The organism is Streptomyces sp. NBC_00335, assembly GCF_036127095.1.
Lineage (GTDB): Bacteria > Actinomycetota > Actinomycetes > Streptomycetales > Streptomycetaceae > Streptomyces.
Window position 1 is genome coordinate 3,567,695 of the sequence record NZ_CP108006.1, and the last position, 23,754, is coordinate 3,591,448.

Here is a 23,754-nt window from a genome sequence, read left to right on the forward strand (position 1 = left end):
CATCGAAGGTTCCGAAGGTTCCGGGGGACACATGAAGAAGCGCATCCTTGCCATGCTCTGCGCGGCGACGGCCACGGGGGCCGTACTGGCCGTGCCCACGACCGCCCAGGCGGCCGACCCGCACGCGTGGGGCTTCGAGGCACAGGTGGAGCAGGAGAACGTCGTCCTGTACTTCAAGACCTTGGAGCAGCCCAAGGGCCTCAAGGTGCACCTGCGCAAGAAGGGCACGGCCGCGCGGGTCGCCACCATCACGACCTTCTCCACGCGAGACCAGTGCCACCTCGGCTGCGACATCGGAGAAGTCACTTCCCGGTACTTCCTGACCGGCCCGCTGAAGCTCGCCGCGCTCGGGGAGTACGCCGTCGACGTGGAGTACGAAGGCACCGAGGGCGAGGCCGTCCTCCGCAAGGACGCGGCGGCCCTGAACTACCGGCTCCGGCCCGTCTTCGAGAACCTGAGGACCTCGAACGGGGTGTCGCTCGCGCGGCGGGACACGGTGCTCTCGGGTGACCTCAAGATCCACGACCCGCGCAACGGCTCGCGCAAGCCCTACGCGGGCGGCGCGATCACGCCCTCGGGTGTCGTCGCCACACCCTTCAAGGCCGATGTGCAGGGGCACTTCAAGTCCAGGATCACCTTCTCGGGCAACGAGGACGTCCGCCCGCGCGTGGAGGGCGGGATCGACCTCGCGAACATCGACCTCGCGACCGAGCTGAACGGCGTCAAGGAACAGAGGTCCGTACAGGTCGCCGTGGCGTCCGCGGAAGCGCGCATCACCCTGGATTCCCCGGAGCTGACCGGCGCCTACGCGATGCGGGGCAAGGTCGGCGGAGCCGTCACCTGGAAGGCCGCCGACGGCACGTGGAAGCCGGCGCCCGCCGGCAGCTCGGTCTGGGGCGAGTCGGTCGGCACCGTCACGGACGACGCGGGCCGATTCGCCCTGTCCCCCCAGTTCCACGGGGACGGCACGTGGTCGGTCAGGGAGTACTCGGGGTGGCTGACCGCGGCCCCCCAGGAGGTGAAGGTGGACACCACGTCCGGCACCCACCTCTGGAACCTCGCGGCCACGGTCGACGCGAACAAGACCGTCAGGGTGGAGGCCGTCTTCGATCGTTTCGAGATCCCGGCCGGCATCACCTCCCTGAAGGTGGAGATCCAGCACTCGGCGGACGGCAAGACCGGCTGGACCACCCGCAAGAGCGTGGATGTCGCCACCCAGGCCGGCACCAACCCGCGCACGTACCTCGACACGACGCTGCCCTACCCGGGCGCCGGCCACATCCGGCTGCTCCACGCGAGCACGAAGGGCATCCACGGCTGGATCACCCCCACCGTGAAGGTCGCCCGGACGGAGACGGCCATCCCCTCCTTCAACGCCGCGCCCGAGCCGGTCCAGAAGGGCCGGCCGCTGACCGTCACCGGCAAGCTCAACCAGGCCGACCCCACCTGGAAGCCCTTCGCCGGCCAGACGGTCCACTACTACTTCCGGCCGACCGGAAGCACCACGTGGAAGGCCGGGGGTACCTCCAAGACCACCGCCGACGGCACCTTCACCAAAACCTTCACCGCCACCGCGACCGGCTCCTGGACCGCCCGCTACGAACAGACCGACGCGGCCCACTTCTCCACCACGAGCCGCATCGACGACGTCATCGTCAGCCCGTAACTCCGAGCCCGACCGGGGCCCGAGTCCCCGGGCTCCGCGTACAACCATCGGGCGGCGTGAGCGGTCTCTTCAGCGGTCGGTCCAGTGTGACCGACCGCTGAACCGCTCCCCGGGGGACACATGAAGAAGCGCATCAGCGCCGTGCTCTGCACGGCGACAGCCTTGGGGGCCATGCTGGCCGCGCCCACGGCCGCCCACGCCGCCGACTCCCATCCGGGTTTCGGTACCGACGCCTCCAGTTGGGGCGTCGACCTCGCGTTCGGCACCACGGAGCAGCCCAAGGGCCTCAAGGTGCACGTGCGTGCGAAGGGCGCGTCCACCCCGGTCGCCACCATCACGAGCTTCTTCCGGAAGGAGCGCTGCGTGATGTGGTGCGACAACGTAGCGCCCCTGTACGAGGATCTCTTCGCGACCGGCCCGCTGCGCCTCCCCGCACTCGGGCAGTACGTCGTCGACGTGGAGTACGAGGGGACCGAGGGCGAGCCCATCCTCCGCCAGGACCGGGCGACCTTCGACTATCAGCTGGAGCCCGTCTTCGAGAACCTGAAGACCTCAAACGGGGTGGTGTCGCTCGCGCAGCCGGACACGGTGCTCTCGGGTGACCTCAAGATCCACGACCCGCGCGACGGCTCGCGCAAGCCCTTCGCAGGTGGCGCGATCACACGCCGGGTCGACGCCGTCACCACCCCGTTCAACGCCGACGCACAGGGACACTTCCAGCACAAGGTCGCTTTCACAGGTGTCGAGAACGTTCTTGTGTCCGGGAACGATCTCGATTACGGGTCCACCTTCGCGAACATCGACCTTGCGACCACACTGAACGGCGTCAAGGAACAGCGGTCCGTGCGTGTCGACGTGTCGCCCACGTCGGCCCGCATCACCCTGGATTCCCCGAAACTGACCGGCGCCTACGGGACGCTGGGCAAGATCAGCGGCACCCTCACCTGGAAGGCCGCCGACGGCACCTACAAGCCGCCCCCGGCGGGCTTTTACGTCCAGGTCGGATCGAGGGGCGTGCAGACGGACGCCGCGGGCCGCTTCACCCGGCCCGTTTCGTTCCTCACGGACACCCAGTGGACGGTCGCCGAGTCCTCGGATTGGCTGTACGAGGCCCCCTCGCAGGTGACCGTGGACACCACGGCCGGCACCCTCTTCACCGGCTTCACGGCCGCGGCGGACAAGAACAAGACCGTGAACGTGAAGGCCGGCTTCGCCCGCGGGCAGATCCCGGCCGGCGTCACGTCCCTGAAGGTCGACGTGCAGACCTCCGCGGACGGCAAGACCGGCTGGACCACCCGCAAGAGCGTGGACGTCGCCACCAAGCCCGGCGACAACACCGCGGCGTCGATCGACACGACGCTCCCCTACCCGGGACCGGTCCACGTACGACTGCAGTACGCGGGCACCACCGCCATCCACGGCTCCGTCACCCCCGCCGTGAAGGTCGCCCGGACGGCGACGGCCATCCCGGAGTTCAACGTCAACCCCGAGCCGGCCAAGAAGGGCCGGCCGCTCACCGTCACCGGCAAGCTCAACCACGCCGACCCCACCTGGAAGCCCTTCGCCGGCCAGACCGTCCACTACTACTTCCGCCCCGCCGGAACCACGACGTGGAAGGTCATGGGCAACTCCAAGACCACCGCCGACGGCACCTTCACCAAGACCTTCACCGCCGACGTGACCGGCTCCTGGGCCACCCGCTACGACCAGACCGACGCGACCCACTTCTTCGCCGTGAGCCGCATCGACGACGTCATCGTCAGCCCGTAGCTCCAAGTCCGCCCCGGGCCCGGATCCGGGCCCGGGGCGGATGCCGGTACAGGTGCCTGTCTCGGCTAGGCCAAGCCCAGCAGCTCCAGCACCCGGCCCACCGCCTCGATGATCGGCAGCCCGATCTCGCCCGCGAGCGTCGCGATGCCCAGTACGGCCATCAGGGCCCCGTGCCGCGCCTCCGGGCCGCTCTCCGGGGAGACGATCACCGGCAGGTTGGTGTCGATCGTGCCCGCGCCGGCCGGCGTGACCTGGGGACGGAGCTCCAGGAGCAGGCGCTCCAGCTGCCGGAGCGCCTCCTGCGGGGTGACCGGAGCCGCCTGCGGGCCGACGATGGTCGGGGACTGGTTCTTGACGATGCCGATGACGCCCTGGCCGCCGTTGATGGTGACCCGGTCGCCGTACTGGATGCCGCCGTCCGCGTCCCTGCCGCTGTCCGTCACTTCAGTATCCCCTTGTTTCCGTTGCCGCCGTTGATGTTGACGGTGTCGCCGAAGTGGTAGTCCCCGAGCTTCACCTGCAGCTGGTGCACGTAGATCGAGAACTCCTTCTCGGGGTGCTCGATGGCATCGACGATGCGCCGTACCAGCCCGCGCAGGTCATCGAGGCGGGCCAGCGTCACCACCGCCAAGGGCGTCCCGGAGGTCTCCACGGCCATGGCGAACACGTTCGGCCTGGTCAGCCTCCACACGAGCTGCGCGACGAGGAGGATCATCACCAGGACGATGATGAGGGGCACTCCGCTCCCGCTGATCGACTTGGACAGCGAGGCGAGCACCAGCATGACGACCATCCACAGCCCGAACTGGAGCGCCGCCTTCGTCCGGTTGGGCTTGAGTACGAAGCTCTGCACCCGGACGACGTTGTGCAGCGGGTAGACGGCTTGCCCCACCCAGAGGAGGCGCCGGCTGACCCGCAGGGTGACACCGAATTCGTCGACCCCCTCGCCCCACCCCGGGACCTGCGACTCCGGGCCCTGCGAGTGCGCCAACGACCGCGGTACGGGAGGCAGCGCGGGAGGTACGACGGGAGGTGCCACCGGTGGCTGAGGTGTCTCCTGCGGCGGCTCCTGCGGCGGAACGGTCATGTCTTCACCACACCCGTGTTGCCCACACCGCCGTAGATGTTCACGCTGTCGCCGAGGTGGTAGCTCTTCAGGTTCAGCTCCACCTTCTCCATCCGGATGGAGAACTCCGCCTCCGGGTGGTCGATGGCGTGGACCAAGTTCTGCACTACTGCGTCCAGTTGGCTTTCGTCCTCCATCGTGACCAGCGCGATGGAGGCGCTGGTCACCTCCACGACCATGGCGTGCACGTCCGGCCTGCTCAGCCGGTAGACGAGCTGCCCCAGGAGGCAGATCCCCACGATGATCGCGACACCCCTCATCGCCTCGACGTCGGAGTCCTCGTCACCCGAGTAGCCCGAGCCGGCGTCGGCGAGCAGTGCGACCAGGACGTAGGCCGCGATCAGGACGCCCGCCCACTTCAGGAACTGGACGACGGCCTTCTCCCGGTCGGGCGTCAGCACGGTGGTCTGCACCCGGACGATGTTGTGCAGCGGATAGGCGGCCCGGCCCACCCACAACAGCCGTCGGCTGATCCGCAGATGGACGCCACGGGCCCCCGAGCCCCGCGGCAGTGGCGGCAGCGCCGGTCCCTGCGGTGGCCGCGGTGACGGCGAGGGCGGCTGCACGGGTGGCTGCGAAGGCTGCCGCGAAGGCGGCTGCTGTGGTGGCGGCGGTGCTGTGGCCCCGTTGGATTCCATGACTCCCCCAGTCGACCGCACAGGTGTGTGACTGCGCGGAGAACCATTAAGCACCCGGAGCCCTCACGGTGCGAGCGTCATTTACTCGCCAACTCGCAAGTAAATTAGTGCTGTTGGCGCCCATAAGGAACCAGTGGGACCGGTGGGGCCAGTGGGGCTGGAGGGGTCGCCCGGACCACCGGCACCACCCCAGCGCCGCCAGGTGGACGATGGTGATCCACAGCGCCGGCTTGCCGTACGCCCGGTCGCCCAGGGCGCGGGCCTCGCCCTGGTAGGCCGGCTTGCCCGAGCCGTCGCGGGCGATCTCGTCCGCGTACGCGTACGCGTACGAGTACAGCGCGCTGGTCCGCATGGCTGAATTCCGCCCTGTGTCTCGCGCGTTGGTGCCGCACCCGCGGTCACCCCGACAAGGTGGGCGGGCCGCCGAGGTGGGGCGGGCAGGGCGTGCGGCACGGCAGGGGTGCGGCCCCGGGTCAGGAAAGCTGAGCTGTGCGGTCAGCGACGTTCCTACCGGTCGGTCACTACCTTCTCCTCACCTACCACCCCCACCCGGACCCTTGGGAGAGCCGCCCCATGCGCATCCGAAGCTCAGCACTCGCCGCAGTGGCCACCCTGGCCCTCTCGGCCGCGATCCCCGGCACGGCCGACGCCGCCCAGGAGAGCATCACCACCTCCGAGGCCGCGAAGACCGCCACCGCCCGCCCCGGCGACATCGTCGGCAGCGCGCCGTCCGCGTTCCACCCGCTGCCCGGCCAGCCCACCCACACCAAGGCCTGGAAGATCCACTACAACTCCACGACCGCCGACGGAGCCCCGAACGTGGTCTCCGGCACCGTGATCGTCCCGCAGGACGGCCGCACCGGCCCGCGCCCCCTCATCACCTACGCCGTCGGCACCGTCGGCATGGGCGATTCCTGCGCGCCGAGCAACAACCTCCCGTACGGCACCGCCCTGGAGGCCAACCTCATCCAGCAGCTCACCCTGCGCGGCTGGGCCGTCGTCGTCACCGACTACGAGGGCCTCGGCACCCCCGGCGTGCACACCTACACCGTCGGCCCCTCCGCCGGCCACGCCGTGCTCGACGCCGCCCGCGCCGCCACCCGCCTGCCCGAGGCCGGGCTGTCCGCCGACACGCCCGTCGGCATCATGGGGTACTCCCAGGGCGGCCAGGCCAGCAGCTGGGCCGCCGAGCTGCAGGGCTCGTACGCACCGGAGTTGCAGGTCAAGGGCACCGCGACGGGCGGCGTCCCGGCCGATCTGCTCAAGGTGGCCGACTTCAACAACGGCTCCTACGGTTCCGGCCTCATCTTCATGGCCGCCGCCGGCCAGGACGCGGCCTTCCCGGAGCTGAAGCTCGACTCCTACCTCAACCCGGCCGGGAAGCTCCTGGTGGGCGCCATGAAGGACAACTGCGTGGCCATCGACTCCATCGCCGGCTCCTTCAAGCGGATCTCCGACCTCACCACCCGCAACCCGCTCGCGCAGCCGGACTGGCAGGCCCGGCTGAACCAGAGCAAGCTCGGGCGCACCGCCCCGGCCGCGCCCGTGTACCAGTACCACGCCCTCGGCGACGAGCTCATCCCGTACGCCGTCGGGAGCCGGCTGCGCTCCGACTGGTGCGCGCGGGGCACGAACCTCGAATTCGACACCATCTGGATCGGCGAGCACGTCAGCGGCGTGATCACGCAGTCCCTGGCGGCGGGCAACTGGCTCGCGGACCGCTTCGCGGGCCGTACGGCTCGCCCCAACTGCTGAGCTGACGGCGGCCGTTGCCGCAGCCTTGGTGCTGTTGCCCCGTCGGGAGGAAGCCGTTTCCGCGGCCTCACTCCTCGGCGGGGCAGGAGCGCGTCCCGGACGGCAGCCGGCCGTCGATCAGGAAGTGGTCCACGTACCCCTGCACGCAGCGCGAGGCGACGTATCCGGTGTGGCCGTCGCCCTTGTAGTCCACGACCACGGTGTTGCCGAGCCGCTTCGCCGTCTCCTCCGTCCACTCGTACGGGGTGGCCGGGTCTCCGCGCGTACCGACGAGCAGGATGCGCGGAACCCCGGCGGGGCGGTCGATCCTGCGGATGAAATCGGTGCCGGCGGGGCGCCCGTAGCAGGCCAGCACCGTCATCAGCTGGCGCGGGCCGAAGATCGGCGAGGCGGCCAGGAAGACCGGCCGGAGCTCCGCCAGCTCCCGCGCGACGGCCGCCGGGGAGGCCTTGGCGTCGCCGCGGTCCGGGTCATCGGCGCAGTTCACGGCGACGAGCGCGGCGGTGGCGTTGTCGGCGGGCACGGCGGGGAGGGCGTCGGCGTCGGGCTCCTCCCGGAGGGATGACGGGGGCGGAGGGGGAGGGGGAGGGGGAGGGGGAGGGGGAGGGGGAGGCGGAAGCGGTTCGTCCGGACCGCCGAGCTGCATCAGCCCCACCGGGTCACCGCTGCGCTCGACCAGCGCGAGGGCGTCCGCGAGGTCGGGCCAGGCCTTCTGCGAGTACAGGGCGGCCCCGATGGCGTCGGCCACGTCCTGCCCGGTGAAGCGCAGTCCGCCCTCGCCGGTCAGCGGCGCCGCGTCCAATCGGGTGATGAGGGCCTGGACCTTCTCCTTGGCGGTACGGGTGTTCGTGCCGTAGACGCAGCCCTGCCGGTGGGCGCACCAGACGAGGAAGTTGTCCAGCGCCCGCTGCTGGCCGACCGCCGACAGCAGGGCCTGCTCGCCGAGCGGCTCGGTAAGGGTGTCGACCCCGTCGAGGACCATCCGGCCGGTGCGGCGCGGGAACAGCGCGGCGTAGACCGCGCCGAGGCGCGTGCCGTAGGAGAAGCCGAGGAAGTCGAGCTTCTCCTCCCCGAGGGCCTGGCGCAGCAGGTCCATGTCGCGGGCCACGCTGACGGTACCGACGTACGGGAGCACCGGGCCGGAGTCCAGCGCGCAGCGCTTGGCTGCGGCGCGCAGGGCGGCGAGCTCCTCGGCGGGCCCGTCGGGGGCCGCGTCCCCGGCTCCGGCCGCTCCTCCACAGGTGAGGGGGGCGCTGTGGCCTACGCCGCGGGGGTCGAAGACGACGAGGTCGTAGCGCTTGTTGAGCTCCGCGAAGGCGTTGGGGTCGGCGGCGAGCGTGGAGACTCCGGGGGCGCCGGGGCCGCCGAAGTTCAGGACGAGGGAGCCGAGGTGTTTGCCGGTGGGTGCGGTGGCGGGGAGCTTGGCCACGGCTATCCGGACCGTTGCCTTGGCCGTGGCTTGGCCCTGGCCCTTGGCTTCGTAGTCGAGCGGCACGGTGAGGGTGCCGCAGCGCATGCCGGCGGGCACGGGCTTCTCGGGGCATGCGCCCCACTGGATCCGCGTACTCGCGGGGGCCGGAGCGGGGGCGGCGGCGAGGAGGGATCCGGCCAGGGCGGCGCCCATGGCTCCGGCGGCCATCCGGGTGCGGGCCCTCGAAGCCGAGCGGGAACGGGAACGGGAACGGTGCACTGCACCCTCCTGGAGCGGCCCCCCGGACCAGTGAGCCTCACCATAAGCGCGGCCCGCGCGGCCCGCTCCGCAGGCCCATCACCCATCCGGCCCCTTGACGCGTCGGCGCGTCACCGCTGCGCGGGGCCTGTCCCCTCCCCGCCCTTCCCCCGTTCCCCGAGCTGCGCCCGGACCCCCTGGGGCTCCGCCCCAGACCCCGCGCCTCAAACGCCGGCGAGGCTGGACTTGGCCGGCGCCTGCTCGGACCTGCGGGCAGTTCCGGCTCCGCCCCAGACCCCGCGCCTCAAACGCCGGCGGGGCTGGACTTGGCCAGCGCCTCAAACGCCGGAGAGGCTGGATTTGGCAGACGCCAGCTCGGACCTGCGGGGCATTCCAGCCCCGCCTGCGTTCGAGGCCCTGGGGCCGGCCCCAGGCGACGGCTCCGCGCGGAGCATGGCGGGTCGCCCCGGCCCGTCAGGTCCGGTACAGCGCGTCGATCTCCCGTGCGTAGTCCCGGACGATCACGCCCCGCTTCAGCTTCAGCGAAGGCGTCAAGTGGCCGCGCTCCTCCGTGAAGTCACCCGCCAGGACCGCGAACCGCCTGATCGACTCCGCTCGCGACACCAGCCGGTTCGCATCGTCCACCGCCCGTTGGAGGTCCGCCCGCAGGTCCTCGTCCCCGACCAGCTCCCTGATCGGGATGCCCGTCTTCTTGTGCATCTGCCGCCAGTGCTGGAGGCCCTCCGGTTCCAGGGTGATCAGGGCGGTGACGTAGGGCCGGTTGTCGCCGACCACGATGCACTGGCCGACCAGCGGGTGGGCCCGTAGCCAGTCCTCCAGGGGCGCGGGGGCCACGTTCTTGCCGCCGGAGGTGATGATCACGTCCTTCTTCCGCCCGGTGATCGTCAGGTAGCCGTCCGCGTCGAGCTCCCCGATGTCCCCCGTGTACAGCCACTGTTCCCCGCCCACCGCGATGCCGCTGTTCCAGTACCCCGCGAACACGTGCGGCCCCCGCAACAGTACCTCCCCGTCGTCCGCGATCCGTACCGCCGTCCCCGGCAGCGGCCACCCCACCGTGCCCAGCCGGGGCCGCAGCGGCGGGGTGACGGTCGCGGCCGCGGTCGTCTCCGTGAGGCCGTAGCCCTCGAAGACCTCGATGCCCGCGCCCGTGTAGAAGGCGGCGAGGCGCCGGCCGAGCGGGGAGCCGCCGCTGAGGATGTACCGGACGCGCCCGCCCAGTGCGGCCCGGATCCGCCGGTACACGAGCGGTTCGTAGAGGGCCCGGGCCACCCGCAGGCCGAGCCCCGGCCGCTTGCCCTCCACGACCGCGATCTCTCCGAGGCTGCGCGCGATCCGCGCCGCCCGGTCGAAGGAGGAGGCCCGGCCCATCTTCTCGGCCGTCGCCCGCGCGGTGTTGTAGACCTTCTCCAGGACGTACGGGATCGCCAGCAGGAACGTCGGCCGGAAGCCGGCCAGGTCCGCGAGCAGGTCCTCGCTGCTGATGCTCGGCGCGTGCCCCAGCTTCACCCGCGCCCGCATGCAGCCGACGGCCACCATCCGTCCGAAGACGTGCGACAGCGGCAGGAAGAGCAGGGTCGAGGCCGGGTCCTTGCTGACCGACTTGAAGACGGGGTGCAGCAGCTCCACAGAATTGTCGACCTCGGCGAAGAAATTGGCGTGCGTCAGCACGCACCCCTTGGGCTGGCCCGTGGTCCCGGAGGTGTAGATCAGCGTCGCGACGGACTCGGGCGCGCACCCGGCCCGCCGGGCCGCGACGACCTCGTCGGGCACGTGCTCCCCGGCCTTGACCAGCCGGGCCACGGCCCCCGTGTCGAACTCCCAGAGGTGGCGCAGCCAGGGCAGGTTGGCCCGTTCCGAGCTGATGATCCGCGCCTGCACCTTGTCCTCCACGGCGCAGGCCACGGCGCCCGAGTCCTGGATGATCCAACGCGCCTGGATCGCGGAGGAGGTCGGGTAGACCGGTACGGTGATCAGCCCGGCCGCCCAGCCCGCGAAGTCCAGCAGGGTCCACTCGTAGGTGGTCCTCGCCATGATGGCCAGCCGGTCGCCGGGCCGCAGCCCTTCGGCGATCAGCCCCTTCGCGACGGCGAGCACCGCCCCGGCGAACTCGGCTGCGGTGACGTCCCGCCAGGTCCCGTCCGGCTGCTTGCGCGCGAGTACGGGCTCCCTCGGCGCCTCCCGGGCATTGTCGAAGGGGATGTCCCCGAGGGATCCGCGGACCGGCACCGGCGCCAGCGGGGGCACCCACACCTCACGAACCCGGCCCTCGATCACGGTCTTGACGGGCTCGACGGCCTTCAGCGGCTTGTGTGGCTGGGCGACCCTCACCAGGCTCGATTCGGCGGTCACGGCATGCCTCCCTGGCAGGACGGAGTGTTACCGCCGGTAATTTACTTAGCGGTAACCAGCCTGAACACCCCTGTGCCCTCCTTTTCACCGATGCTCCACGCCACGCCACCCGCACCCCCACCTCACGCCCACGCCGCCCGAGCCCTTGGCGCCGGCCCTGCCCCCTGACGCTCGGGCTCACGGGTGCCGCGTAAACCCGATGCCCGAAGATCACCCGTCCGGAAGACTGCTTCCATGACCACACAAGACCCCGCCACCACCCCAGCCCCAGGGCCGGCCGCAGACCCCAAGGCGGACCTCCACTTCTACCTCCGGTCCGCCCGTGAAGCCCTCCTCTGGAAGCTGGAAGGCCTCTCGGAGTACGACGCCCGCCGCCCCCTGACGCCCACCGGCACCAACCTCCTGGGCCTGGTGAAGCACGCGGCCACCACGGAGCTGGGCTACCTCGGCGACACCTTCGCCCGCCTCTCCGGCGAACCCCTCCCCTGGGTCGCGGAGGACGCCGAACCCAACGCGGACATGTGGGCCACCCCGGACCAGTCGCGCGCGGACATCGTGGCGCTCTACCACCGCGCCTGGGCGCACGCGGACGCGACGATCGACGCACTCCCGCTGGACACGATCGGCACGGTCCCGTGGTGGCCGAAGGACGACAACGAGGTCTCGCTGCACCACGCCGTGGTCCGCGTCATCGCCGACACCCACCGGCACGCCGGCCACGCCGACATCCTCCGCGAGCTGCTGGACGGCGCGGTGGGCATGCAGCCGGCCAACAACGGCCTCCCCCAGGCCGACCCGTCCTGGTGGAAGACCCACCACGACCGCCTGGAGCAGGCGGCCCGGGACGCCGAAGCGATCGACCGGGACACCCACCCCGCCTAGGCCGTCACTTTCACATCAGGCGGCCTTCTTGATCAGGTCGACCTGGAGCGTGGCCATCCGCAGCGCGCTGCCGTTGTCCTCGCTCACGCTCGCCAGGACGTACGCCACGACATTGCCGACGCGCATGACGACGTCGGTCCTGTTCCTGCCGTTGGTGAACGCCTCGGTTTCGTCCGCGCCGGCCGCGAGCTTCGTCGGCTGGGGTGCGGGCTCGCGGCTGGCCATCTTGGCCGCCAGACCCTTCACCGCGGCGCTCGCGGCTTGTTGCGAATCGAAGGAGAAGAGGGTGAACTCGGCCCTGTCGCTGCTCGCGTCCCCCCTCACCGCGGCCTCCTTGTGGCCCGCGGCCACCACCCCGTTGCACGCGGTGCCGGTCTCTTCGGCGCAGGCTTGGCGCGCCCGCTCCCCGTCGATCACGGCCAAGTCATCTCCGACCCAGACGTCACCCAGGGCCTCATTGGTCGGGAGCGCCGACCAGAGCTGCGGCACGGACAGCGTGCCGGACTTCTTCTTGCCCTTCTCGCCGCCGCCTCCGATTCCGACGACGCCTACGGCCGCACCCGCATCGGCGTCCCCGCCACCCCCACAACCGGTCAGCGCCGCCATCAGCGCCACCCCACACACGGTCCCCCGCACGACGGACTTCACCCTGAACTCCCAACTTTTCCGCACATCTTGAAGATCCCTACTTAATCACCCGGGGCCCGTCCGACCTGCTCCGGGATGGGAAGGGGGCGCCACGGAGGCGGAAGCCGGGGGCGGGAGTGGGGAGTCGGGAGTCGGGACACGCCACCCCCGATCGAGTGCGCGCGAATGCCCCGTGGGTGACGGACCGTCAGGACTGGAGGCCCTTCGCCTTCTGCCGGGCGTAGTAGGCGCGGGCGCGGTTGCGGTCGCCGCAGTCCTTCGTGTCGCACCAGCGGCGGTTGCGCCGCGGTGACGTATCGAGGTACACCCAGCCGCACTTGGCGTCTTCGCATTGGTGGAGGCGGTCGAGGTCCTCGCGCTGGGTGAGGGTCACGAGCCCGCGGACGATGCGATCGCGGGGCGTACGGAGGCCTGCCTCCCGGTCCTGCCACTGCCAACGGCGGCCCATGCGGACCAGGTCGGCTTCGGCGATCGCCGCCCGGTACATGCTCGCGAGGTCCGCGGCGGCTTCGGGATCGCCGTCGAAGAGGACTCCGTAGGCCCTCTCGCGGGCTTCGACGACCTGCTGCCGCTCCCGCTCGGCCAGGGCGCCGTCCCGGCCGGCGAGGTCGTGCAGCACCGCGGCCTCGTCCGCGCCGAGCAGGTCGGATTCGACGCACCACTCGACGACGTCGGAGTAGGCCTTCAGGGCCTCGGTGCGTTCGGGTCCGCCGAGCCGCCAGGCAACGGTGTTCACCAGGTCGAGCATGCGGTCGCCCGCGATGTGGCCGAACCTCACCATCAGCTCCCCTCGCCGGCTAAGGCGCTCGTGCCCGCGAGGCGACTCTCATGGGCAAATCCATTATTGCATGTGAGGTGATCTTCTGGGCATCATGCCCAATCAGGCAATCACCCATGAGGTCATCACGAGGAGGACGACCGTGTCCGTGACCGCCCCCCGACCGTTCACCGCACTGTGGGCGTCCCAGGCGTCCTCGAACCTCGCCGACGGGGTGCTGCAGGCAGCCGCACCGCTGCTCGTCGCCACGCTGACCCGCGACCCGCTCGTGGTGGCGGGCATGACGGTGGTGCAGTTCCTGCCCTGGCTGCTCGCGACCCTCCCCGCCGGCGCCCTGGCCGACCGCATGGACAGGCGCCGGATCCTCGTCCTGGGCAACGGGCTGCGCGCGGCGGGCTTCGCGCTGCTCGCCCTCGCCCTGGCCGGCGGATGGCACCACGTCGCCCTTCTCTACGCCGCGGTGTTCATCGCCGGCTGCGCCGAGACGATGGTCGACAACGCCGCCCTGGCCATCCCGCCCCGGCTCCTGCCCCGCGAGAAGCTGGAGCGCGCCAACGGCAGGCTGTTCGCCACGCAGTCCGTCATCAACACCTTCATCGGGCCGCCCGCCGGCGCGGCGCTGTTCGCACTGGCCGCCTCGGCGGCCTTCTACACCGGCGCGACCGCCTTCGCACTCGCCGGCCTGGCGGCCCTGCTGCTGCCCGCACTGCGCCCCACCGGCAAGGAACACGAGCACCAGCGCTCGAACCCGACCACCCTCACCCAGGACATCCGCTCCGGATGGACCCACTTCTGGGGCCACGAACTGCTGCGCCGCGTCGCGTTCATCTCGGCGGCGATCAACTTCTTCGGTGCGGCCACCGGTGGACTCCTCGTCCTGCTGATCACCGGCCCGTACCACCTGGCCATGTCGGGCTACGGCCTGTTCATCGCCGTCCCCGCAGCCGGCGCGATCGCCGGCTCGCTGCTCGCCGAAAAGGTCGTACCCCGCATCGGAGGCGGCCCCACCACCTGGCTCGCCGCCCTCGCCCCGGCCGCCGGCTACGCCGTCCTCGGGCTGGGCCACAGCACACCCCTGGCCCTGGCGGCCATGTTCGCCGCCGCCCTGGCCACTTCACTGAACCAGATCGTCGTCAGCACCCTGCGCCAGGCGGCGGTCCCCGACGAGCTCCTCGGCCGCGTCACCGCCGCCTACCGCCTCATCGTCCTGGGCGTCGTCCCCCTCGGAGCCCTCGGCGGCGGCCTCCTCGCACGCGGCCTGGGCCTCCGCGCCACCTTCCTCGCCGCAGCCGCCGGACTCGCCCTCGCCGCGATCCCCCTCGCCTCCCGGGTCACCACCCAAGGCCTCCGCGACGCGGAAACAACCCCCTCGGCGCCGCAACCGTCGCCCTCCGCCTCCTCGCCGGATCGACGGGCAGGCTAACCGGCGACGACCCCGGTGTTCTGGCAGGCGGTGAGCAGCCAACGGCCGTCGTCCTGCTTGGAGATCACGTACAGCGGGGCGCCCTCGCCCTCCTCGCCCGGAGACAGGTACCGCTGGCGGACCTTGACCGCCGCGACGTCGGGGCGGATGAAGAGCACGTGGGCCACCTCGTAGGTGACCTCACCGTCCCAGTTCGCCGCGGGCAGGACCTTGCGGGTGAACTCCGAGATCGCGTCGAGCCCGATCAGGACCTTGCCGTGGGCCGTCGTCCAGATCGCGTCCGGGTGAAAGAGGCCCAGGAACTCCTCGGGGTCCTTGTTCCGCTGGGAATGCTCGACGGTGGCGACGAGCCGGCCGATGGCTTCGATGTCTGCCGCGTGGTGCGTGGATTCCGTGGTCATGTGAATGATCGTCACACCTCAAGCCCGCTTGAGGTCAAGTGCGCGATCGCATCACACCACGAGCCCGACCGTCAGGACCCTCCAGCGGTGCGGCGCCGGCGCGCCGGTCACCCCCGGCCTCGCCCCCACCCCCGTCCGGCGCCTTCCGCAGAACCCACCAGATGGGCAGAACGGCCATCCCCGCCGCTGCCACGATCCACTTCCGCTGATCCAACACGCCACCTCCGTAACGGACTTCGGGGCAGCCTAGCGCCACGACCGGCCGTGGGTCACCGTGTCGGCGGCGGAGCCCAGCGGCCCTCGACCCTCACGTGGCGTCAGGCCGCATGGTCGTGGCGTGGAAGATCACTGGACCGTGGGACGCGTGGCCGAGCGGGCCGGCGTGAGCGTCCGTACGCTGCACCACTTACGACGCGATCGGGGTCGTGCGGCCCCCGGCGCGGACCGCGGCCGGATACCGGGCCTACGCGCCGGGCGACGTGGAACTGCTGCGGGAGGTACTGGCCTACCGGCGCTTGGGCCGCGGATCGCCGCGCAGATCTGGGATGCGCACCACTGGGGGGATCCGCTGGCGGGGTTCCGTGAGATGCGGCGCGTGGCCCGCCGGGTGGTGGTGCTCACCTTCGATACCGACGAGCCGGGATGGCGGGACCGCTTCTGGCTCACCCGCGGCTACCTGCCCGAGTTCTCCGCCGTCCTCGCGGACTTTCCCCCGCTCGCCGGGATGGCCGAGGCGATCGGCGCCCGCGCCGAGCCGGTGCCCGTCCCCCGGGACTGCGCCGACGGCCTGTTCGAGGCGTACTGGCGCCGGCCTGAGGTGTACCTGGAGGAGCACGTGCGCCGTGCGATGTCGGTGTGGACCAGGGTCGGGCCGCAGGCCGAGCAGCGGGCGGTACGCAGCCTCCGCGACGACCTCGACTCCGGCCGGTGGGCCGAGCGCAACAGCGAACTCGTCGGCCTCGACGCGGTGGATCTGGGCCTGCGCCTGCTCACTGCGTGAACCCCGCCCCAGCGGCCGACCACCCCGACGGCGCCTGCCGGGCCTTGCCCGGCAGGCACGACCCTCGCATGATCACCGCATGGACGATACGCCGAACCAACTCCCCTCCACCCTCCCCACGTTGCGCGCCAAGGCGGTCGAGGCGGGCTTCACGATGTCGAGCGAGGACCGTACGGGCAGCTTCCTGGCGGCCCTTGCCGCGGGCCGGCCCGGGGCCCGGATCCTGGAGCTCGGCACCGGTACGGGCGAGGGCGCCGCCTGGCTCCTCAGCGGCATGGACCGCGCCTCCCGCCTGACCACCGTCGAACTCGACCCCGGCGTCCAGGCCATCGCCCGGGAACAGCTGGACGCGGATCCGCGGGTGACCTTCGTGACCGGAGACGGCGGTACGTGGCTGGAGGAGTTCGACGGGCCTCCCTTCGACCTCGTCTTCGCCGACACCTGGCCGGGCAAGTTCACCCACCTGGACCGGGCCCTGGAACTCGTCGCTCCCGGCGGGACCTACCTGATCGACGACCTCCTCCCCAAGCCCGACTGGCCACAGGACCACGAGGCCTCCGTCGCCCGCCTGCTGGCCGAGCTGGACGAGCGCAAGGACTTCCGCTGCGTCCGCCTGGCCTGGGCCAGTGGCCTGCTGATGGCGGTACGCACAACCTGAGCCGACCGCCCGCGATCCGGCCGCCCACCGGCACCCCGCGCGTGCCACAAAGCCGCAGCCCCCGCCCGGACGGGGGCGGGGGCTGCGGCGGTTGGGTGGCGGGGCTCAGGCGGTGACGAGCACCTTCGCCGGGTCGGCGTCGGCGTCGGCATCGGCGTCCGTGGACGCGGGCTTCACCGGGGCCGGCTCGTCCAGCAGGGACGAGGAGGCGGTCGCGTAGGCCGCCTTGTCCAGGATGCCTTCACGGGCCGCGACGATGACCGGGACCAGCGCCTGACCGGCCACGTTGGTGGCGGTGCGCATCATGTCCAGGATCGGGTCGATCGCCATCAGCAGGCCCACGCCCTCCAGCGGGAGGCCCAGCGTGGAGAGGGTCAGGGTCAGCATGACCGTGGCGCCCGTCAGACCGGCCGTGGCGGCGGAGCCGATGACCGAGACGAAGGCGATGAGGAGGTAGTCGGTGATGCCGAGCTGCACACCGAAGATCTCCGCGATGAAGATCGCGGCGAGCGCCGGGTAGATCGCGGCGCAGCCGTCCATCTTCGTGGTGGCGCCGAACGGGACGGCGAAGGAGGCGTACTCCTTCGGGACGCCGAGGCGCTCGGTGACCTTCTGGGTGACCGGCATGGTGCCGACGGAGGAGCGGGAGACGAAGGCCAGCTGGATCGCCGGCCAGGCGCCCTTGAAGAACTGGAGCGGGTTGACCTTGGCGACGGTCCACAGGAGCAGCGGGTAGACGCCGAACATCACGAGCGCGGAGCCGACGTACACGTCGACCGTGAAGGTGGCGTACTTGCCGAGCAGGTCCCAGCCGTACGTGGCGATCGCGGTGCCGATCAGACCGACGGTGCCGATCGGGGCGAGGCGGATGACCCACCACAGGGCCTTCTGGAGCAGCTCCAGAACGGACTCGGCGAGGTTCAGCACCGGCTGGGCCTTGCTGCCGAGCTGGAGGGCGGCGATACCCGCGACGGCGGCGAGGAAGACGATCTGCAGGACGTTCAGCTCGGTGAACGGCGTGATGATGTCGGTCGGCACGATGCCGGTCAGGAAGTCCAGCCAGGACCCCTCGCGCTTCGGCAGCTTGCCGTCCTGCGGGGTGAGGCCGGTGCCGGAGCCCGGGTTGGTGAGCAGGCCGATGGCGAGGCCGATGGCCACCGCGATCAGCGACGTGACCATGAACCAGAGCAGCGTGCGGGAGGCGAGCCGCGCGGCGTTGTTCACCTTCCGGAGGTTGGTGATCGACACCAGGATGGCGAAGAAGACGAGCGGGGCGACGGCCAGCTTCAGGAGCTGGACGAATATGTCGCCGATCTGCTCCAGGGTCGTACCGAGCCAGCTGATCTCCTGGCTGCGGGAGACCCAGCCGAGCAGAACGCCGAGCACGAGGCCGGTGACGATCTGGGCCCAGAAGGGGAACTTGAACGACGAGGACTTCTTCGCCGGGGCGGGGGCCTCTACGGGGGCCTCGGCGGCAGGGGTCTGCGGTGACGCGGACACGGACACTCTCCGGGTGGTTCTGCGGTTTCTGCGGTGGGGTGGTGGTGCGGTGCGGCAGCACCCGGAAAAGCCAAGAGCCGGGCGGGCGGGACCGCTGCTGTGCCAGGGCTGGTCGCGGGACTCAGCGACAGCAGCAACAGGCCGCGGACGCGCGGCGGCAGAGGTCGACGTGCAGGCGCGCCACGAGCGGAACGCTCGGGGTCATCTGGTGCGCGGCTGTCGTCAACATGTTGAACACGCTAACACTTCACCTTTGGGAATCTCAAAGCCTCCCTTTGGGTCAACTGGGCCGCCGCAGGCCCGAAACCCCCCGAACCCCCCGGTGGACCCCCCTGAGAAACGCCGAAAGCCCCGGCATCACGGGTGGCGAACCCGGTGCCGAGGCATTTCGGTGTGTGATGAAGCTAACTGCCTTGCCAACTGCCTTGCTAACTGGCGCGCGCGGCCTCGTCGACCGCGTCGTCCTCCTGGCTGCGGTTCGCGGCGAGCTTGTCCTTCGCGCCCGCGACGCGTCCGGCGATGACCGCGGACATCTCGTCGCGCTGCTTGCGCAGCAGCACGAAGGAGAGCGGAGCGGAGAGCACGAGGGCGAGCAGCACGACCCAGGCGGGGTTGGCGTCACCCAGACCGGAGGGCACCCAGCCCAGCCGGACCAGACCGGCGACGAGGACGAGGCACCCGACGAAGATCCCCAGGCGCATCGCGGTGTATCGGATCGTCGCGCTCGGCTTGAGGGACACGGTGACCCCTTCTCTCTCGTCGTCCTACGGCGGTACGTGCCCGTCCAGTGAAGCACGCCGGACCCCCTCCCCGGCCCGCCGGGGTCGCGCCCCGCGGGGTCCCGCAGGTCAGTACAGCGGCAGCAGCATCGTGATGTCGTCGCGGTCGTCACCGGGGGCCACGCGGACCGCGCCGGGGACGCGGCCGACCTCCTTGTAGCCGCAGGACTCGTAGAAGCGTTCCAGGCCCATCCCGCCCCGGCAGCCGAGGCGGATCGCCTCGATGCCCTCCATCGTGCGGGCGGCGTCCGCGACGGCCTCCATCAGCGCGCGGCCGGCGCCGTGGCCCTGGAGGGCGGGGTCGACCATGACGGTGTAGACCCAGACCCAGTGCGCGTCGAGCTGCTGCCGGTTGAGCGCGATGACGGCGGTGGCGCGCACCCGCCCTGCGGCGTCCCGCCCGACGAGCAGCCGACTGCGGCCCTCGGAGGCCGCGGCGAGGTGCCCGTCCAGTTCGGGGCGGATGTCCTCGATGGTGACGGGCGGTACGAAGCCCACCGCGCCACCGGCGTTGGACACGTCGGTCCAGAGTGCGGCGAACTCCTCGACCAGGGCGGGGTCGACGACCGGATCGAAGGCGTAAGTAAGGGTCATACTGTTAGTTTAGCTATTACTTGATGGAGTGCGCAAAGAGCCCCGGCCCCCCGCCAGGGGGAACCGGGGCCACACAGCACAGCACGGCGCACCGGACGCCAGGCGTCAGGCGTCAGGCGTCAGAGCCGCATCGCCTGCGGCGTCTCGCGGAGCTCCGCGTCCGGGCCGGGGTACTCGCGGATGATCTCGTAGCGCGTGTTGCGCTCGACCGGGCGGAAGCCCGCCTCGCGGATCAGTTCGAGCAGGTCCTCGCGGCCCAGCTTGTTCGGGGTGCCGTAGTTGTCCGCGTCGTGCGTGATCTTGTACTCGACGACCGAGCCGTCCATGTCGTCCGCACCGTGCTGGAGGGCGAGCTGGGCGGTCTGCACGCCGTGCATCACCCAGAAGACCTTCACGTGCGGGACGTTGTCGAAGAGCAGGCGGGAGACCGCGAAGGTCTTCAGCGCCTCGGCGCCCGTCGCCATCGTCGTGCGCGCCTGGAGCTTGTTGCGTACCTTGCCGTCCTTCATGTCCACGAAGTCGTGCTGGTAGCGCAGCGGGATGAAGACCTGGAAACCGCCGGTCTCGTCCTGCAGTTCGCGCAGCCGGAGCACGTGGTCCACGCGGTGGCGCGGCTCCTCGATGTGCCCGTAGAGCATCGTCGCCGGGGTCTTGAGGCCCTTGGAGTGCGCGAGGCGGTGGATGCGCGACCAGTCTTCCCAGTGGGTGCGGTGGTCGACGATGTGCTGGCGGACCTCCCAGTCGAAGATCTCGGCGCCGCCGCCGGTGAGCGATTCCAGGCCCGCGTCGATCAGCTCGTCCAGGATGTCGGAGGCCGACATGCCGGAGATCGTCTCGAAGTGGTGGATCTCGGTCGCCGTGAACGCCTTCAGCGAGACGTTCGGCAGCGCCTCCTTCAGCGCGGAGAGCGAGCGCGGGTAGTACCGCCACGGCAGGCTGGGGTGCAGGCCGTTGACGATGTGCAGCTCGGTGAGGTTCTCGTTCTCCATGGTCTTGGCCAGGCGAACGGCTTCCTCGATGCGCATCGTGTACGCGTCCTTCTCGCCCGGCTTGCGCTGGAACGAGCAGTACGCGCACGAGGCCGTGCACACGTTGGTCATGTTGAGGTGGCGGTTGACGTTGAAGTGGACGACGTCGCCGTTCTTGCGCGTGCGCACCTCGTGGGCGAGGCCGCCCAGCCAGGCCAGGTCGTCCGACTCGTAGAGGGCGATGCCGTCCTCACGAGTCAGCCGCTCGCCGGAGCGAACCTTGTCCTCCAGCTCACGCTTGAACCCAGCGTCCATGCCGGTCCTCTCCTCTGTCCTCATGCCTGCCCTGCCCGGTACGCGGCGCGGTACGCGCGCCCCACGACCGCGTCCCCAACCGTACTCTCAGCGCCCTCAGGCCTCCTCCGGCAGGCCCCCGACCCGGTTCTCCCACTTGGTGGAGAGCACGATCGTCGTGCGGGTGCGCGAGACGCCCTTGGTGCTGGAGAGCTTGCGGATGATCCGCTCCAGCCCGTCCACGTCACCGGCCCGGACCTTGAGCATGTACGAGTCGTCGCCGGCGATGAACCAGCAGTCCTCGATCTCCGAGAGGTCGCGCAGCCGGCGGGCCACGTCCTCGTGGTCCGCGGCGTCGGACAGCGAGATGCCGATCAGCGCCGTGACGCCGAGGCCGAGCGAGGCCGCGTCCACGGTCGCGCGGTAGCCGGTGATGACTCCGGCCGTCTCCAGCCGGTTGATCCGGTCGGTGACGCTGGGGCCGGAGAGGCCCACGAGCCGGCCCAGCTCGGCGTACGAGGCGCGTCCGTTCTCACGAAGTGCCTGGATGAGCTGCTTGTCCACCGCGTCCATGTACCTGGAACCTTCCATTATTCGGCATTCCCTCAAGTTTACGTATAGAATCAAAGGCGCACAGGGTCGACACCCTGTGAATCTTTCAACAGATCAAAGACGATCTGACAATCTTCAGGAGTGGTTCACCGTGTACACGATCGAGATGGCCTACGCGCACATGCGACAGCTCCAGGAGCTGGCCAACCGATCCCGCACCGACCAGCCCGTCGCCGCGCACCGCGTCGACAAGATGCGCAAGCCGGGGCGCGCCAAGAAGCGCTAAGCGCCACCGCTTGCCTCCCGGGGACGGGAGCCTCCGAGCTCCCCTTCCCACCGGCGGTACAGCCCGTGCGGCACCCCTGCCGCGTCGAGCACCCGCCCCGCGACGAAGTCCACCAGATCCTGGATGTGCGTCGCACCCGCGTAGAACGCCGGAGAGGCGGGCAGCACCACTGCGCCCGCCTCGTCCAGGCTCACCAGATGCTTCAGCGTCTGCCCGCTCAGCGGGGTCTCGCGAACCGTCACCACCAGCCGTCGCCGCTCCTTGAGCGTCACGCTCGCGACCCGCTGGAGCAGGTCCTTCGACAGCCCGAGCGCCACCCCGGCCACACAGGCCGTGGACGCGGGCACGATCAGCATCCCCAGAACCGGATACGAGCCGCTGCTCGGCCCGGCCGCCAAGTCGCCCGCGGGCCAGTAGCGCACGCCGTCCAGGTCCGGGCGCGCGAAGGTCGCGGGCTTGCCGTCGGCCCCCCGCTCCAGCCACTCCCCCAGGTCTTCCCGCCAGTGCGCGTCGCGGAAGGCGATCCCGGTCTCGTCCAGCAGGGTCAGCCGGGACGCCCGGCTCACCACCAGGTCCACGCTCTCGCCCGCCGCCAGCAGCCCGCGGATCACCGCGGCCGCGTACGGCGTCCCGGACGCCCCGGAAACCCCGACCACCCACGGGGTGCGCTTGCCCTCAGTCATACCTCCGAGACTATCCGGCCACCGCCGACGGGCACTGACTAAGGTGTGCGCACGTTCAAGGGGTGGACACGGCGGAGCAGGGGGCAGGGGCGTCATGAGCGGAAGCGGCGGGAGCGGAACCGGTACGGGCACCAGCGCGGGCACGGGCCGGTGGAGCCGGACCGGCCGGGTCACGGCGGCGGCGAAGCTGATGCTGGGCTGGGTGGCCCTGCTGTGGCTGATCGAGGCCGTCGACCACGCCACCGGCCACGCGCTCGACTCCTACGGGATCACCGCGCGGGAGGCCGACGGGCTGAGCGGGATACCCCTGGCGCCCTTCCTGCACTTCGGCTTCGACCACGTCGCCTCCAACAGCGTCCCGCTGCTGGTCCTCGGCTTCGTCACCGCACTGAGCGGCATCGGCCGCTTCCTGGCCGTCTGCGCGGCCATCGTCCTGGCCGACGGCTTCGCCGTCTGGCTGATCTCCCCGCCCCACAGCATCACGGCGGGCGCCTCCGGCCTGATCTTCGGCCTCTTCGGCTACCTGCTGATCCGCGGCTTCGTGGAGCGCAGCCCGCTGGGCGTCGCGGTCGCCGTGGTCATCGCCGCCGTCTGGGGCACGACCTTCCTGGCCGGAGCCCTCCCGACGGACTCGATGGTCAGCTGGCAGGCCCACCTCTTCGGCCTCCTGGCCGGCGCGGCGGTCGCCCTGATCGCCCGCCCCCGACCGGAGGTCGCGGCGCTCTAGCCCGCGGCGCCGGGGTCGACGGGGAGGGCCGACGTGTCCAACGAGACCTCGCCGATGCCGGTACGCACGGTGACCTTCTCCCCGTACGGGAACACGTCGCGCCCCCGGTAGCCGTCGGGCCCCGGATTCCAGAGGGTCGTGCACTGCGCCTTGTACGGGTCGAGGATCAGGTAGTACGGGATGCCGCGCCGCGCGTAGGCCCGGTCCTTGACCTCGTAGTCGTTGCGCACGCTGCTCGGGGAGACGACCTCGATGACGAGTTCCACGAGGTCCGGCGGGTAGGCGCTGAGGTTCTTGTCCGCCTCCACACCGGGGATGACGGCGAGGTCGGGACAGAACTCGTTGTCTCCGTCGAAGGGGACGGCCACGTCGCTGATGAACCCCCACTCCGGCGGAATCTGGTCTTCCAGCGTGTTCCACAGCAACCGGATGGTCCTGGCGTGGTGCGGCTTCAGCGGACTCATCACGATGGCGCCCTCGACAATCTCCATCCGGTAACCGGGGAACATGTCCTCGAACCGGCTGAGCTGTGAGTGCAGGCGCTTGGTCTCCGAGACGGTCACGTCGGCCTCCCTGTCCATGCACTC

General features: G+C 70.8%; 24 protein-coding genes and 1 pseudogene. 9 read left to right on the top strand and 16 right to left on the bottom strand.

Going from position 1 to position 23,754, the window contains the following annotated elements; genetic code table 11:
* The first annotated feature begins 31 nt into the window (after positions 1–31).
* Positions 32–1,666: a hypothetical protein gene (locus OHA37_RS15870; RefSeq protein WP_266905716.1), complete on the top strand. Its 1,635-nt coding sequence runs from the start codon at positions 32–34 to the stop codon at positions 1,664–1,666.
* Positions 1,667–1,786: 120 nt separating this feature from the next.
* Positions 1,787–3,436 (top strand): hypothetical protein, encoded by a 1,650-nt coding sequence (locus tag OHA37_RS15875; protein WP_266905718.1) that lies wholly within the window; start codon positions 1,787–1,789, stop codon positions 3,434–3,436.
* A gap of 65 nt (positions 3,437–3,501) precedes the next feature.
* On the opposite strand, the gene OHA37_RS15880 is transcribed toward OHA37_RS15875, so the two are convergent.
* Genes OHA37_RS15880 through OHA37_RS15890 form a run of 3 tightly spaced genes read right to left on the bottom strand, consistent with a single transcriptional unit; the run spans position 3,502 to position 5,200 of the window.
* Positions 3,502–3,879: a hypothetical protein gene (locus OHA37_RS15880; RefSeq protein WP_266905720.1), complete on the bottom strand. Its 378-nt coding sequence runs from the start codon at positions 3,877–3,879 to the stop codon at positions 3,502–3,504.
* Positions 3,876–4,523, bottom strand: coding sequence for a DUF6232 family protein (locus OHA37_RS15885; RefSeq protein WP_266905722.1), 648 nt, complete (start codon positions 4,521–4,523; stop codon positions 3,876–3,878). Before OHA37_RS15885 ends, OHA37_RS15880 begins: the two co-directional genes overlap by 4 nt.
* The gene (locus OHA37_RS15890; protein ID WP_266905724.1) at positions 4,520–5,200 is read right to left on the bottom strand and encodes a DUF6232 family protein; all 681 of its coding nucleotides are present in this window, start codon (positions 5,198–5,200) and stop codon (positions 4,520–4,522) included. Before OHA37_RS15890 ends, OHA37_RS15885 begins: the two co-directional genes overlap by 4 nt.
* A gap of 573 nt (positions 5,201–5,773) precedes the next feature.
* Between OHA37_RS15890 and OHA37_RS15895 the strand changes: the two genes are divergently transcribed.
* Positions 5,774–6,955 (top strand): lipase family protein, encoded by a 1,182-nt coding sequence (locus OHA37_RS15895; protein ID WP_266905726.1) that lies wholly within the window; start codon positions 5,774–5,776, stop codon positions 6,953–6,955.
* A 67-nt stretch (positions 6,956–7,022) separates the two neighbouring features.
* Here OHA37_RS15895 and OHA37_RS15900 read toward each other — a convergent pair whose 3' ends face one another.
* Both OHA37_RS15900 and OHA37_RS15905 read right to left on the bottom strand, forming a co-directional pair.
* Positions 7,023–8,645, bottom strand: coding sequence for an alpha/beta hydrolase (locus tag OHA37_RS15900; protein ID WP_266905728.1), 1,623 nt, complete (start codon positions 8,643–8,645; stop codon positions 7,023–7,025).
* 453 nt (positions 8,646–9,098) lie between these two features.
* A complete protein-coding gene (locus OHA37_RS15905) occupies positions 9,099–10,946 on the bottom strand; it encodes an AMP-dependent synthetase/ligase (RefSeq protein ID WP_266912826.1) in 1,848 nt (615 codons plus the stop codon).
* Positions 10,947–11,228: 282 nt separating this feature from the next.
* On the opposite strand from OHA37_RS15905, the gene OHA37_RS15910 reads away from it, so the two are divergent.
* Positions 11,229–11,876, top strand: coding sequence for a DinB family protein (locus tag OHA37_RS15910; protein WP_266905729.1), 648 nt, complete (start codon positions 11,229–11,231; stop codon positions 11,874–11,876).
* 15 nt (positions 11,877–11,891) lie between these two features.
* On the opposite strand, the gene OHA37_RS15915 is transcribed toward OHA37_RS15910, so the two are convergent.
* Both OHA37_RS15915 and OHA37_RS15920 read right to left on the bottom strand, forming a co-directional pair.
* The gene (locus tag OHA37_RS15915; RefSeq protein ID WP_266905731.1) at positions 11,892–12,524 is read right to left on the bottom strand and encodes a DUF7373 family lipoprotein; all 633 of its coding nucleotides are present in this window, start codon (positions 12,522–12,524) and stop codon (positions 11,892–11,894) included.
* A gap of 187 nt (positions 12,525–12,711) precedes the next feature.
* On the bottom strand, positions 12,712–13,305 hold the full coding sequence (locus OHA37_RS15920) for a CGNR zinc finger domain-containing protein (RefSeq protein ID WP_266905733.1): 594 nt from the start codon (positions 13,303–13,305) through the stop codon (positions 12,712–12,714).
* Positions 13,306–13,444: 139 nt separating this feature from the next.
* Between OHA37_RS15920 and OHA37_RS15925 the strand changes: the two genes are divergently transcribed.
* Entirely contained in the window at positions 13,445–14,725 is a 1,281-nt protein-coding gene (locus OHA37_RS15925) for an MFS transporter (protein WP_266905734.1), read from the top strand.
* Here OHA37_RS15925 and OHA37_RS15930 read toward each other — a convergent pair.
* Positions 14,722–15,126 (bottom strand): SgcJ/EcaC family oxidoreductase, encoded by a 405-nt coding sequence (locus OHA37_RS15930; RefSeq protein WP_266905736.1) that lies wholly within the window; start codon positions 15,124–15,126, stop codon positions 14,722–14,724. The genes OHA37_RS15925 and OHA37_RS15930 overlap by 4 nt on opposite strands.
* 355 nt (positions 15,127–15,481) lie before the next feature.
* On the opposite strand from OHA37_RS15930, the pseudogene OHA37_RS15935 reads away from it, so the two are divergent.
* Positions 15,482–16,126, top strand: a pseudogene (locus OHA37_RS15935) (MerR family DNA-binding transcriptional regulator).
* Positions 16,127–16,205: 79 nt separating this feature from the next.
* The gene (locus OHA37_RS15940; RefSeq protein WP_266905738.1) at positions 16,206–16,784 is read left to right on the top strand and encodes an O-methyltransferase; all 579 of its coding nucleotides are present in this window, start codon (positions 16,206–16,208) and stop codon (positions 16,782–16,784) included.
* A 105-nt stretch (positions 16,785–16,889) separates the two neighbouring features.
* Here the strand turns inward: OHA37_RS15940 and OHA37_RS15945 are convergent, their stop codons facing one another.
* From OHA37_RS15945 to OHA37_RS15970, 6 genes are all read right to left on the bottom strand, one after another.
* Positions 16,890–18,284 carry a dicarboxylate/amino acid:cation symporter gene (locus OHA37_RS15945; protein WP_443046171.1) on the bottom strand — a complete coding sequence of 465 codons (1,395 nt, stop codon included), beginning with the start codon at positions 18,282–18,284 and terminating at the stop codon, positions 16,890–16,892.
* A gap of 121 nt (positions 18,285–18,405) precedes the next feature.
* Positions 18,406–18,513 carry a putative leader peptide gene (locus OHA37_RS15950; RefSeq protein WP_323182336.1) on the bottom strand — a complete coding sequence of 36 codons (108 nt, stop codon included), beginning with the start codon at positions 18,511–18,513 and terminating at the stop codon, positions 18,406–18,408.
* 199 nt (positions 18,514–18,712) lie between these two features.
* The gene (locus OHA37_RS15955) at positions 18,713–19,024 is read right to left on the bottom strand and encodes a DUF4229 domain-containing protein (RefSeq protein WP_266905742.1); all 312 of its coding nucleotides are present in this window, start codon (positions 19,022–19,024) and stop codon (positions 18,713–18,715) included.
* A gap of 108 nt (positions 19,025–19,132) precedes the next feature.
* Positions 19,133–19,657 carry a GNAT family N-acetyltransferase gene (locus tag OHA37_RS15960; protein WP_266905744.1) on the bottom strand — a complete coding sequence of 175 codons (525 nt, stop codon included), beginning with the start codon at positions 19,655–19,657 and terminating at the stop codon, positions 19,133–19,135.
* 119 nt (positions 19,658–19,776) lie between these two features.
* Positions 19,777–20,940 (bottom strand): aminofutalosine synthase MqnE, encoded by a 1,164-nt coding sequence (gene mqnE / locus OHA37_RS15965; protein ID WP_266905746.1) that lies wholly within the window; start codon positions 20,938–20,940, stop codon positions 19,777–19,779.
* 96 nt (positions 20,941–21,036) lie between these two features.
* Positions 21,037–21,492, bottom strand: coding sequence for an Lrp/AsnC family transcriptional regulator (locus tag OHA37_RS15970; RefSeq protein ID WP_243340137.1), 456 nt, complete (start codon positions 21,490–21,492; stop codon positions 21,037–21,039).
* Between the two features lie 130 nt (positions 21,493–21,622).
* Here OHA37_RS15970 and OHA37_RS15975 point away from each other — a divergent pair, with 130 nt between their 5' ends.
* Positions 21,623–21,757 carry a hypothetical protein gene (locus OHA37_RS15975; protein ID WP_266905748.1) on the top strand — a complete coding sequence of 45 codons (135 nt, stop codon included), beginning with the start codon at positions 21,623–21,625 and terminating at the stop codon, positions 21,755–21,757.
* On the opposite strand, the gene OHA37_RS15980 is transcribed toward OHA37_RS15975, so the two are convergent.
* Positions 21,754–22,440 carry a UbiX family flavin prenyltransferase gene (locus OHA37_RS15980; RefSeq protein ID WP_266905750.1) on the bottom strand — a complete coding sequence of 229 codons (687 nt, stop codon included), beginning with the start codon at positions 22,438–22,440 and terminating at the stop codon, positions 21,754–21,756. The genes OHA37_RS15975 and OHA37_RS15980 overlap by 4 nt on opposite strands.
* Before the next feature lie 94 nt (positions 22,441–22,534).
* Between OHA37_RS15980 and OHA37_RS15985 the strand changes: the two genes are divergently transcribed.
* The gene (locus tag OHA37_RS15985) at positions 22,535–23,167 is read left to right on the top strand and encodes a rhomboid family intramembrane serine protease (protein WP_266905752.1); all 633 of its coding nucleotides are present in this window, start codon (positions 22,535–22,537) and stop codon (positions 23,165–23,167) included.
* Here OHA37_RS15985 and OHA37_RS15990 read toward each other — a convergent pair.
* Positions 23,164–23,748 carry a Uma2 family endonuclease gene (locus OHA37_RS15990; RefSeq protein ID WP_266905754.1) on the bottom strand — a complete coding sequence of 195 codons (585 nt, stop codon included), beginning with the start codon at positions 23,746–23,748 and terminating at the stop codon, positions 23,164–23,166. The genes OHA37_RS15985 and OHA37_RS15990 overlap by 4 nt on opposite strands.
* Between the last annotated feature and the right edge of the window lie 6 nt (positions 23,749–23,754).